This is a genomic window from Nitrospira sp., assembly GCA_016788885.1.
Lineage (GTDB): Bacteria > Nitrospirota > Nitrospiria > Nitrospirales > Nitrospiraceae > Nitrospira_A.
Window position 1 is genome coordinate 24,492 of record JAEURX010000035.1, and the last position, 11,743, is coordinate 36,234.

The 11,743-nt window shown below is 51.3% G+C and carries 10 protein-coding genes; 9 read left to right on the forward strand and 1 reads right to left on the reverse strand.

All coding sequences use genetic code 11. The features are described from left to right. The first annotated feature begins 13 nt into the window (after nt 1–13). Nucleotides 14–1,141, forward strand: coding sequence for a phosphonopyruvate decarboxylase (gene aepY / locus JNL86_08740; protein ID MBL8042988.1), 1,128 nt, complete (start codon nt 14–16; stop codon nt 1,139–1,141). A 358-nt stretch (nt 1,142–1,499) separates the two neighbouring features. Here the strand turns inward: aepY and JNL86_08745 are convergent, their stop codons facing one another. After that, nucleotides 1,500–2,111: a response regulator transcription factor gene (locus JNL86_08745; GenBank protein ID MBL8042989.1), complete on the reverse strand. Its 612-nt coding sequence runs from the start codon at nt 2,109–2,111 to the stop codon at nt 1,500–1,502. A gap of 609 nt (nt 2,112–2,720) precedes the next feature. Here JNL86_08745 and JNL86_08750 point away from each other — a divergent pair. The 8 genes from JNL86_08750 to JNL86_08785 all read left to right on the forward strand — a co-directional run. Next, the gene (locus tag JNL86_08750) at nt 2,721–3,422 is read left to right on the forward strand and encodes a polysaccharide biosynthesis/export family protein (GenBank protein MBL8042990.1); all 702 of its coding nucleotides are present in this window, start codon (nt 2,721–2,723) and stop codon (nt 3,420–3,422) included. 61 nt (nt 3,423–3,483) lie between these two features. After that, complete coding sequence (locus JNL86_08755) at nt 3,484–4,107, forward strand: polysaccharide biosynthesis/export family protein (protein ID MBL8042991.1); 624 nt, start codon at nt 3,484–3,486, stop codon at nt 4,105–4,107. Continuing rightward, nucleotides 4,031–5,701, forward strand: a complete 1,671-nt coding sequence (locus JNL86_08760; GenBank protein MBL8042992.1) for a hypothetical protein — start codon at nt 4,031–4,033, stop codon at nt 5,699–5,701. The genes JNL86_08755 and JNL86_08760 overlap by 77 nt, the downstream gene beginning before the upstream one ends. After that, nucleotides 5,698–8,052 (forward strand): AAA family ATPase, encoded by a 2,355-nt coding sequence (locus JNL86_08765; GenBank protein ID MBL8042993.1) that lies wholly within the window; start codon nt 5,698–5,700, stop codon nt 8,050–8,052. The genes JNL86_08760 and JNL86_08765 overlap by 4 nt, the downstream gene beginning before the upstream one ends. Then, entirely contained in the window at nt 8,036–9,103 is a 1,068-nt protein-coding gene (locus tag JNL86_08770; GenBank protein ID MBL8042994.1) for a TIGR03013 family PEP-CTERM/XrtA system glycosyltransferase, read from the forward strand. The genes JNL86_08765 and JNL86_08770 overlap by 17 nt, the downstream gene beginning before the upstream one ends. Nucleotides 9,104–9,111: 8 nt before the next feature. After that, nucleotides 9,112–10,041 (forward strand): DUF3473 domain-containing protein, encoded by a 930-nt coding sequence (locus JNL86_08775; protein MBL8042995.1) that lies wholly within the window; start codon nt 9,112–9,114, stop codon nt 10,039–10,041. 422 nt (nt 10,042–10,463) lie between these two features. Beyond that, a complete protein-coding gene (locus tag JNL86_08780; GenBank protein ID MBL8042996.1) occupies nt 10,464–11,309 on the forward strand; it encodes an ABC transporter permease in 846 nt (281 codons plus the stop codon). Then, the coding region (locus tag JNL86_08785) for an ABC transporter ATP-binding protein (protein ID MBL8042997.1) at nt 11,310–11,743 on the forward strand (434 nt) is incomplete at its 3' end. It lies immediately after the preceding gene.

The window sequence follows — 11,743 nt, forward strand, 5'->3', positions numbered from 1 at the left end:
GAGATCATAGGGCATGATTGACCCGCAAACATTTATCAACTGCCTGCAGGAAAACAATGTCGACTTCTTTGCCGGAGTGCCGGATTCACTATTGAAAGAATTCTGTGCGTGCCTGGAACATGTAGCTCCATCCGGACAGCACGTCATCACCGCTAATGAAGGAGGCGCCGTTGCCCTCGCGCTTGGCTACCACCTCGCGACGGGAAAAACTCCACTCGTGTATTTGCAGAATTCAGGGTTGGGAAACATTATCAATCCCTTGTTGTCGTTGGCCGACGCCGAAGTCTATTCTGTGCCCATGCTACTCGTCATCGGTTGGCGAGGCGAACCGGGCGTTCATGATGAGCCTCAACATAAGAAGCAAGGACGTGTGATGCTCTCCATGCTTCAGGCCATGGAAGTACCGTATTTCATCTTAGGGCCGGAACTGGAAGCCTCGAATGCCGCGCTTGCAGAAGCTCTGGTCACCGTTCGGAGGACGAGTGCGCCGGTTGCGCTCGTAATCAAGAAGGGTACATTTCAGCCATTTTCTACTCCTGGACTAGCCAAGGCGGATTTTGAACTTTCTCGGGAAGCGGCCATTCATCAGGTGCTTGAGGAGTTGGATACTCGTGATATTGTCGTTGCGACGACAGGCATGGCTTCCAGAGAAGTGTATGAGTACCGAGTTCGCAAGGAGCAGGGGCATCAGTGCGATTTCTTAACTGTGGGAGGCATGGGGCATGCCGCTCACATCGCTCTTGGGTTGGCACTCCAAAAGCCTGATCGGTCCGTCTATTGCCTTGATGGAGACGGCGCACTCCTGATGCACATGGGAGGGCTTGCCATTGCAGGAGTGTTGAAGCCGCGCAATCTCAAGCACATTGTGTTGAACAATGGAGCGCATGATTCGGTTGGTGGGCAGCCGACAGTAGGATTTGCCGTAGATCTTTTGCATATTGCTCGTGCCGCCTCCTATGAGCAGGCGTTTCGTGCTCAGACATGCTCAGAGCTGAAGACAAGTATGCGAGAGTTGAAGCATTCAGGAGGGCCTAGTTTATTGGAGATTCGTGTTCGTCGCGGATCGAGGAAAGATTTAGGGCGACCGACGAGTACCCCGGTTCAGAATAAACACTCGTTTATGGAGTTTCTGGCCAACTAAGGTTTTGTTAGTGGGGGATGCCAAGCAACCTGCGCGAGAGTGCGCGGGGCGCTAACCTAACTGCGCAAGATTGCAGGTAAGGGCGTGTTGCGAATTGAGCTTGGCCCCAGCTCTCTCAGCTAAGTGCGTGGTCCCCGTTAGGAATTGATGTCAGGTTGGGACATCGGGCTGAGAAGGCTGAAATCGAATGACTGCGTCATCCCTTTGGGGATGGATTGGGCGGTCACTCCACTTTTATCGCGTACTGGTGTCTGGGGGCGCAGTATGGGTAATCACCAGCGAATGGGTGAGTCGTGGTAGCAGAAAATTTACTCGTAGCAATTCGGGCGGCTAGGTTGCCGTTGAGAGGCGGTGCAGTTTAGGAACGGAAGACTTGAACGAGAACTCCGGTTCGAGTGGTAGAGTTTGTTTTTCGCATGATGTGTTTGATATGTTCCTTCACTGTCTGTTCGGTAATTTTGAGAGCGTTCGCGATCTCCTTGTTTGTCCATCCTTTCGCGAGGTTTTCGACCACTGACTGCTCTCGATTGGTGAGCTGGAATCGTTCTTTAGCCTGGTCGGTACTGAGTTGCTGCCGTCGTCCCAATTCCTCTAACGTCACAACCAATCGCGCATATTGAATTCCGCCGCGATCAGGTAGGCCGAAGCCGCGAAGGAGCACGGGTTGGTTAGGATTGCCGGCGATTCGCTTGACCTCAAATTGTTCCCAGTCTTTTGCCTCGGTACGAACGTGAAGCGCTTTGATAATTTCAGCACAGAGTTCGGTAAGCACTGATGGAAGCACTCCTTGTGCCGCCTTGGCTGGGGAACCGCCGTTTTCCGCCATGTTGATGAGCTTTGACAGTTCTGTTGCCTGCCGATTCATATGAAGCAACTGCATGGAGGACGACAGCACAACAATTCCTGCGCCTGCACGCTGGTCGGCCAAGTTGTCTGTAGGTTCCTGAGAGGGGACAGCGTTGAGAGCCACGGCAATACTCCGTAAGGTTCGTAATGTCGCTAGACAATTGATCTGTTTCTGGTAACCTAAGGCATGTGAGCGTTACTAGTAATGCTACATAATACTTTCGAGGTAGTCAAATTATACTTCTGGGGGAGCTATCTGTACATCATTGGTATTGTTCGTCGAAGCTGGTACTTCTATACTTCTAAGCATCGGGAGGTGCCTTGATCGACCTGATTTCCCACTTTTCCCATTCGGCAACGAGTAGTTTCAGTATGCTGTCATGAATCTTGAGGTGGGCCCTATCCCGTCCACTGGTTAGATTAGAAATGTGGGCATCTTTTGTTAATACAAACAATTGGTTATGATTTTTCGCCATGAGTCTGATGCCGCGCAGCAGAGTCTTCCGACTGTAGCTCAAATATTTCAAGTCGGTCGGGCGAGCGAGTGGGATTCCGGTATCGGGTCAAGCGAGACAAGGGGCATGCCGGTCTAAGCACAAAAAAATCGAATCCTCAAGGTTCTAGAAGATTGAAGCTGCCATTCCTTTGCGCGGAGCAGCGGCATGTTGGATGGTGCAGAAGTCTTACGGTCGTGGCAAGTGGCTGGGTCGACTTTCCTCAGGAGAATTAAGTCATGAATGTTAAGGTATTACTTGGCGCAATTGCCCTTTCGGGGAGTGTTGTCGGTATCGCATTCGCTGACCAGGTAGATCAGGTGTCCAAACCGATTCTTGTCGCAGCCGCATCCTCGGCGACAGCTTCTTCCGGTATGCGTCATGGCGGGGAGGGTGCGGAAAAGTCTTCTCTTACCGTAACTCCGGACTACATCATGGGACCTGAGGATGTGCTTGAGATCACGGTGTGGAAAAATGCTGATCTGTCCAAACAGGTCCAGGTTCGGCCGGATGGAAGAATTTCACTTCCTCTCATTGGTGATGTGTCTGCTGTGGGAAGAACTGCTGCGCAGCTGACCGAGGAAATCTCTGCACGATTGAAGTCCTATATGGAGAATCCTACGGTCTCCATCCTCGTGCGTGAAGTCAATAGCTATCAGATTTACGTGCTCGGTGAGGTGAATGCGCCAGGAAAGTACCCCTTAAAGAGCAAGACCACGCTGCTGCAGGCGATTACGATCGCGCATGGATTTACTCAGGTGGCGGCACGTAACAAAATTGTCGTATTTCGCTTTGGGAAAGATGGTGAGGGGTTAAACAAAATCAAGGCAAGTTACGACGATATTGTGCTCAGAGATGGTTCTGATCAAAACATTGAGCTAAAGCCGGGTGACCAGATCGTGGTGCCATCAGAAACGATGGTAGTTTTGCCGACAAGATAGGGCGCAGTTGATCAATATCGCCCGAGTCATTTCGGAGCCTCGAGCTAAAGGAGTTGGGAAATTGAAAACTTTCGGTTGCAGATGGTTCCAGGGGGGGGTATGTATTGCTCTCAGTACTTTCCTGACTCTCTCGGGTTGCTGGATCGGCGGCGAGCAGATCGATTTCAACGTCACGTATATCCCACCGAATGAGTTCTTGCTTGGTCCTGAGGATGTGCTTGTTGTCAATGTATGGAGGAATCAGGAACTTTCGCGTGAAGTAATCATTCGTCCTGATGGGAAAATTTCGATGCCTTTAATCGGTGATGTTCAGGCAGCAGGCATGACATCAAATGTCCTGGCAAAACGAATTGCTGATGGATTGGCCGAATTCATGTCCAACCCCACTGTGTCTGTTCAAGTCAAGGAAGTGAACAGTTATTATGTCTATGTTCTGGGAGAAGTCTCAAAGCCGGGCAAGGTGCCTTTGAAATCCTATGCTACGGTGTTGCAGGGCATTTCGCTGGCTGGAGGGTTTACGACTTTTGCATCAAGAAATAAAATCCATGTTCTCCGTGTTGTGCCCAACGGTCAAGGCCAACCCAAGCAGGTCCAGATTCCAGTTCCCTATGAAGATATCATCCAAGGTAAAAATTCGGAGGGAAATTTTTTCCTCAAGGCTGGTGATGTCATTGTTGTGCCATAGCCAAGTTTTGAGGATGCGGAAATTCATTCTATCGGCTGTAGTCTTGGTCTTAGCAGGCTGGTTGAGCTTGTCAGATTCTGTTGCCCAGCAAGTCCGAGTTGTGCCTTCAATCTCGGTTCTAGAACAGTACGACAGCAACGTCTTCTTTACGCCGAAGTCACAGCTTGCGCCTGGGACAAAGGCAGATGATCTGATCACAATCGTAACCCCTCAGTTGAACTTCATGCAGGCTAATTCCCTCATGAAGGCGAACTTGTCTATTGGTGCGGTCGTTCAAAAGTTCGTAAATAACTCTGCTCTCGACAATGTGGGATTTAACGCTAGTGCCGGAATTGATCTTGCGCAAGCCGTGAACAAAGTTCTGCCGAGGATGCGAGCCTTTCGAATCTTTGGGACCTACCAGTACATGCCATCAGCACCAGCCTTCGGAGCAGGGGGCCTAGGTGGGGGTATGGGTGGTGGTGGGTTTAGTGGCGGCGGGTTTGGTACAGGCGGGTTTGGAATTGCTGGGCCGGTAGATTCAGGCCTGCTTACTCAGCGAATTCGGACTACCATGTTTAGTGCAGGTTTCTCAGACGCATACTCACTTTCCCCAACGACGGATTTTCTTACCAACTACACATATTCTCGGCTCAGCTTCGGTGGAGCTCTGACCCCGACTTCGACAGCAGTAGGACAGGCTCAGAACACGGTGTTTGATACGCAAACCCACACTATTTCAGCCGGTCCTACCTCCAAAATTTCTGCGGTTGACACCTTGACTGTTAAATATACGTTTACCCAAATGTCTCAGGGGCAATTTGGCGATTATACGACTCATAATGCCTTGCTTGGTTGGGGGCGGAGTTGGACCAAAGAGTGGAGTTCATCTATCAATGGAGGCTTGACCTTGGTCGAGCCCATTCCTGATGCATCTGCGAGTGGCGGCCAAAGACGAGTTCCGGCAACTATGGTGCCAACGGGTGGATTTGGCGTGACCTATGTTTCAGGCTCCTCGTTTCTTAGAAAGCTAGGTAGCGAGATTCAGGAAGCAACTGGTAGCGTTGGGGGGGCTGCAAGTGGTGGCGGCTTCCTTCCCATGCTTGCCGGTATGAACATGCCTGGGGGGATTGCTGCTCCTGGCTCCTACCGAATAACAATGATGTACAACCTTGGAGTGTTCCCAAGTTTTGTTCAAACTGCTGGGCCTATATATACGCATATGATCACACTGAGCAGTATGGCTGGAATAACGGCTAAGCTAAGTGGACAGGCTCTGTTCAACTATGCAAGAAGTAGCTTCACGTCGGATTCAATAGGAACAAATTTCACTACTTACGGTACAACCTTAGCCCTCAGTTACCTCATTACTCCCATGTTGACTGCCAGACTCAGTCACCAATGGCTCATGTTTGACTCTCAGGCGAGTGGAGTGGGTGCTGGGGATCTGGGATTCTCAAAGCAGGTAATTCTACTAGGGTTTACATATGCGTATGCACCCCGCGGGGATTTCTTTCGGGCTGGCGCTTTCTGGGAAGGTTCGTCTGGTGCCGCTTCGTCTGCCGAGTCAGGAACAGGTAAATCTGGAGCGGGAGGAGTGGATATAACGAAATGAACACGCGTACGTTGTCCCCCGAGGATTATTGGCGGGCAGTTGTTAGCCGCAAGTGGCTTGTCCTCACAACTATCCTCGTATCGCTGAGCATTGCGGGAGTGGTCTGCGCAGTGATGCCGAAGGTATATCTGTCCGCAACTAAAATGTGGTTTGAGGGGGCGAAGATAGAAGAGTCGATTGTAAGTGGCCCCAATCCGGCTGGGGGTGTATACACGCCAACTTTGGATGACAGGGTGATGGAGGTGCGCCAGTTTGTCATGGGGCGAAAAACGCTTGGCCAGATAGCCGGTGAGTTTGGACTTTTTGGGTACGAAAAAAGTCGTCCAGATGCGGCAGAGTCGGAAAATGCCATCCGTGCTATGCGCGGTTCTATCAAGGTTGAGCCCACCAAGGATAAATTGTTCATCACGCTCTCATTTTCCAGTGAAGATCCAATCATCGCCAGGGATGTCACGTCCCGACTGAGCGATCTTTTTATAGAAGAAACGCTCAAGGACCGTGAACGGGGAGTCGAAGCAGCGGAGGATTTTCTTGGGCTTGAGTTAAAGCATGCGAAGGCTGAGCTTGAAGCTAAGGAAAAGATAATTTCAGAGTTCAAGCAACAGCATTTGGGTGAATTGCCTCAACAAATTGACGCGAACCTGAGGAAGTTAGATCGTTTGCAGGAGGATATTCGGTCGCAAAATGAGCAGTCTCAGAGCCTGGCCAACCGTCTGGTTCAGCTTGATAAATCAATTAAGGATTATGAGGAAACGGGGGAGGTCGGTAGCGATTCGCCAACTGGGGCTTCCACAAAGAGAAATAAAGATCCACGGCTTGGAAGAATCAAGGAGTTAGAGCGGCGACTGGTAGAGCTCTCCTCTATGTATAAAGATACGTATCCTGATTTGGTGCAGGTTAAGGAGGAAATTCGAAAACTCAAGGAGATGACCTCTGCTCAGTATCGTGATTTGTTGCCGGATAGTGAGGCAGACGACGAACCGGTCGCTGCGAAGAAATCCAAACGAAAAGCGATTGATCCCTACCATGCTGACCTGTTGAAGCAGCGAGAAGATATCGTGCTTGAATTGGATGCCGTCAAGCGTCGTCAATCCCATATCGCGGGTGAAATTTCCCAATACGAACGAAGAGTGGAGCACACTCCCGAGCGAGAGCAAAGGTTGAAGACGCTGGAGAGAGACTATGAAAACCTTCAGAAGAACTATCAGTCGCTATTAGACAAGAAGCTTACTGCGGGCATGCAAAAGAGTCTCGCTCAGGGGCGAAAGGGAGCTAAATTTAGCATCGTGGATCCCGCATACACACCGGTTGTTCCCGTCGTCCCCAACATCCCCCTTATCCTGGCTGCTGGACTCGTGTTGGGTTGTGCCCTCGGATTTGGCGGTGCGGTCGGATTGGAATTGATGGGGCGAGGGTTCCGTTCTGCGGAAGAAATCGAAATTACTCTTGGCCTTCCAGTCATCGCCTCAATCCCCTTGTATGAAAGTGCATTCGGGGGTGCTATGCAGACCGTGAGAGCGCTTTCTGGAAAGAGCCGGGCATCTTCCCTGATGCTGCCTGGTGGTGTAAAGCAGGGAGGGGATGATGCGCCGGTCGTTGCTGGACTCCCTGCATCGTCTGGGAGGCAAAGAGGCCAGAACGGGCAGCTGCATAATCCCACTCCGGGATTGGAACTGGTTTCCATGTGGCGACCGCTATCGTTTGTTGCGGAGCAATACCGCGTCGCCGCCACCAGGCTTGAATTGATGACTGGAGATCGGAAGAGCACCGCAATAGTCGTCACGAGCGCCGTGATGGGAGAGGGGAAGTCCTCTACCGCTCTCAACTTGGGGTATGTACTTGCTAAGGACCTGGACCGCAGAACGATAGTGATCGATTGTGATCTAAAGCGCCCGATGCAGCATATCTACGCAGGAGTCTGGCAGCATCCAGGATTAGTTGAGGTCTTGCGAGGAACCAAAGCCATCGAGGATTGTGTGCAGCGGTTGGGGGAGTCAGGTCCGTGGATTCTCCCCGCTGGCTCGGTTGGAGATAACCCCGTGGGGCTATCTAAGATGCATCAGTTGGCTGATTTGGTTGCTGAGCTTAAAGAGAAGTTTGACTATGTCATTATCGACGCTCCGCCAGTCTTACCGCTTGCCGATATGCAAGTTCTTGCCAGCATGGGAGATCTTCTTGCCTACGTGGTGAAGGCAAGCATGACGGGACGCGATGTTGTGCAAAAAGCCCTTAAAGCTCTCGGTGAAAATGCCAACATTGGGATCATACTGAACGGCCTTGATGCCCATACCACTCCATATTACATGCAGCAGGAATACTACCGCGAAGCGCACCATGAACAGCTCAAGTAAGTCAGATCAGGAGACTCGCCTGGAGCCGTTGCTTGCTCGGCAACCGCTTGTTTCAGTGTCCGTCAGTTTCCCTAAGTTTACAAGGCGGGTTTTAATCCTTGGAGTTGGGCCTCTCGCTAGGGATCTGTGTCAAACCTTGCTAGCAAAGCGATCTGGCTTCACCGAAGTGGTTGGGTTTTTGGACAAGGACGCCAGTCGCGTGGGTGAGCGACTAGTGAATCCCAGTATTATTGGAACCTATGATCAATTGTTTGAGATCGCCGAGCGGTATCAAGTGCATACCGTTGCCGTCTGCTTGGAAGACCGGCGTGCGGTGCTGCCTGTTCAGACTCTTCTGGATATGAAGGCGATGGGTAGGGATGTGGTTGATGGTCACTATCTATATGAGGAGGAGTCCGGGCGGTTATCGATTGACCATCTCAAGCCTAGTGCGTTGATCTTTTCAACTGGTTTTCGCCGTCGTCTTCTCACAATGTTGTTGAAGCGAGCGTTAGACGTGGTCGTGGCGATTGTTGGAATTCTCGCATTGTTGCCTTTGGTCCTGTTGTTGTCTGTCCTTATTAAGGTGGATTCCGCTGGTCCGGTATTTTATCGGCAAATGCGAGTGGGATTGCGGGGCCGCCCCTACATGATTTGGAAGTTCAGGTCTATGCGTCAGGATGCTGAGCAGAGCGGCGCACGATGGGCTTCAAGTGAAGATCCCCGTGTATCAAGGGTTGGTCGTTGGATCAGAAAATGGAGATTGGATGAACTCCCCCAATTGATCAACGTTCTGAAAGGCGAAATGAGTTTAGTCGGTCCCAGACCTGAGCGACCGGTATTTGTTCAGGAGTTGAGGAATACCATCCCTTATTACGATTTGAGGCATACAGTTCGTCCAGGAATTACCGGGTGGGCACAGACTCGTTTTCGTTATGGCGCCTCGAAAGAGGATTCGCACGTTAAGCTGCAATACGACTTATTCTATGTCAAGAATCTTTCCCTAGCGCTGGATTTCCGCATCGTCGTTCATACCGGCAAGGTTATGTTTATGGGCGAGGGGGCGCGTTAGAGGGAGACATGCCTGATACAATTCCCAAACATTGCCTTTCATTCGATGTGGAGGAGCATTTTCAAGTCTCTGCCTTCGAATCTCCCATGAGGAGACGACATTGGGATCAATATGAAAGCCGTGTCGAAGGTAACACTGAACTGCTGCTGGAGCTATTGGGTAATAGACGAGTGCGTGCAACATTTTTTGTGCTTGGATGGGTGGCGGAGAGGTGCCCATCCTTAGTTCGTCGCATTGCATCAGAGGGACATGAAGTGGCCTCGCATGGGTATGCCCATGAACTCATAACTGCTCAAACCCCGGTTGTCTTCCGTGAGGATATTCGAAGAGCCAAAGGCATTCTGGAAAGTATCCTATCAAAACCCGTGTTGGGCTATCGCGCACCGAGTTTTTCTATTACAAAAGATACTATGTGGGCAACTCAAATTCTCGTCGAAGAGGGGTATAGCTACGATTCGAGCATATTTCCTGTGTTGCATGATCGCTATGGGGTACCTTCTGCAAATCCAGAGGTGCATCAATTGTTGACGGCGTCTGGTCTCCTGTGGGAAGTGCCCCCTTCAACGGTGAGGTGTCTAGGCGTGCGTGTACCGGTAGCCGGGGGAGGGTATTTCCGGTTGTACCCATATGCGCTGCTGCGAACGTTGCTGCGTAAATTGGAAGGTGAAGGCTCTTCCTTAGTTATGTATATGCATCCATGGGAGTTTGATCCAAATCAACCGAGAATGGAAGGCTCTGTGGTCTCACGTCTTCGACACTATATGAACCTTGATAAGACGCAAGATCGATTACGAGCGCTCCTCCAAGATTTTTCATTCGCGCCGATACGAGAAGTGTTTCCTCAAACTGCACAGCGCCGGGGTGTAGAAGTTGGTGCGGCCATCGGAGCGGGAGGAAATTCCGTCTCTGCAGCTTCATCGGATGTACTACGCAATTGAGGTTGGGACTCTGTTGTCATTTGCAGGAATGTAAGGACCTGCACTGCTGGTAGTGAAAAGTCTAAAGCTCCTGACTCAGTGTAGATGGATTCTTCTATCGTGTGAATTTTAGAAAAGCGTGTTGCAGCTCTTGGGCTAGTCAGCTTCTCTCCCATGCCAATCCTGTTTGTCTGTTTATTCATTGAGAACGTCCTTGACAGACGTACGACTATCTGCTCGCCATAAATCCATGGGGCATGGCTATGAGCAGCACATCTCCCAGAGGGACGGGCGTCTTTCTCGGTTGTGCTACTCTTGTAATGAGGTCATTGCCGGATCTGTCCCGGGAAGCGATATGGTAGGCAGTGGACCGAACCAACTGATTTATGGGCTGCGCAACGAGCCTGCTATCCCATTGTGACATCCTGCGATTTGGAGTGATCATGGAGTCTGCGGTAGCGCAAGAAAGTTCCTGTCCCTTGGTCATTGAGCCCCGCGAAGGGTATGTTCAGATTGGTTGGCGAGAGTTGTGGGACGCTCGAGAGTTGTTCTACTTTTTAGCATGGCGAGATCTTAAGACGCGCTATGCGCAGACTGCCATCGGGGCTAGTTGGGCTCTGATGCAACCGTTGCTTAGTACGCTAATTTTTACCCTTGTTTTCAGCTATTTGGCAAAAGTTCCATCAGATGGTTTGCCATATCCTCTTTTTGCTTTTGCCGCAATATTGCCCTGGTCTCTATTTGCACGAAGCCTGGAGCGGAGTACCTTAAGTGTAGTCACAGAGGGGGGACTGATTAAAAAGGTCTATTTCCCCAGACTGATCATCCCAATTGCTTCCACCTTCATCAACTTGGTGGATTTTGGCGTTGGGACGCTGATTCTGATCGGGTTGATGGTTTGGTATCAGGTGGTGCCGCAGTGGACGGTTGTCTTCCTGCCCCTGTTTGTGGGCGTTGCCTTGCTCGCTGCTCTGTCTGTGAGCCTTTGGCTTTCTGCACTCAATGTGAAGTATCGCGATGTTGCCTCCGTAGTCCCACTCATTACACAACTGTGGATGTTTGCCTCTCCTGTTCTCTATCCTGCATCTTTGGTTCCAGAATCTATTCGATGGTACTACGGCCTGAATCCGATGGCTGGGGTCATTGAGGGATTTCGGTGGACGTTGTTCGGAAAGACCGCCCCTGATTGGAGCATGGTCGGTGTGAGTTTGGCTGTGGTGATGGTCTCGTTGATGGGCGGATTGATGTTTTTTAGGAGGGTGGAGCGAACCTTCGCCGATGTAATCTAGATGAGCGATACTGCGGTCAGCGTGGAAGGTCTGTCCAAGCGCTATCAATTAGGGGCGACGCATGCCCATACGGGGTCGTTAGCCGGCGCGCTGGCCCAGGGACTCCGTCGGCTCGTTGGACGGCGCCCCGACGTCCCCGCATCGCCCCCCGACAGCCTGTGGGCCCTGCGTGACGTCTCCTTTGAAATCAAGAAAGGGGAAGTCTTCGGCGTCATCGGCACGAACGGCTCCGGCAAGAGCACGCTGCTGAAGATTCTCTCCCGTGTGACGGAACCGACCACGGGCCGTGCGCGCATCAACGGTCGGTTTTGCGGCCTGTTAGAAGTGGGCACCGGCTTCCATCCCGAACTGACCGGCCGCGACAACGTCTTCATGAGCGGCGCCATCCTGGGGATGAAACGAGAGGAGATCGCCCGCAAGTTCGACGAAATCGT

Coding starts and splice junctions, on each gene's coding strand:
- aepY (MBL8042988.1), top strand. CDS start 14: ATGATTGACCCGCAAACATTTATCAACTGCCTGCAGGAAAACAATGTC.
- JNL86_08750 (MBL8042990.1), top strand. CDS start 2,721: ATGAATGTTAAGGTATTACTTGGCGCAATTGCCCTTTCGGGGAGTGTT.
- JNL86_08760 (MBL8042992.1), top strand. CDS start 4,031: ATGAAGATATCATCCAAGGTAAAAATTCGGAGGGAAATTTTTTCCTCA.
- JNL86_08765 (MBL8042993.1), top strand. CDS start 5,698: ATGAACACGCGTACGTTGTCCCCCGAGGATTATTGGCGGGCAGTTGTT.
- JNL86_08770 (MBL8042994.1), top strand. CDS start 8,036: ATGAACAGCTCAAGTAAGTCAGATCAGGAGACTCGCCTGGAGCCGTTG.
- JNL86_08775 (MBL8042995.1), top strand. CDS start 9,112: ATGCCTGATACAATTCCCAAACATTGCCTTTCATTCGATGTGGAGGAG.
- JNL86_08780 (MBL8042996.1), top strand. CDS start 10,464: ATGGAGTCTGCGGTAGCGCAAGAAAGTTCCTGTCCCTTGGTCATTGAG.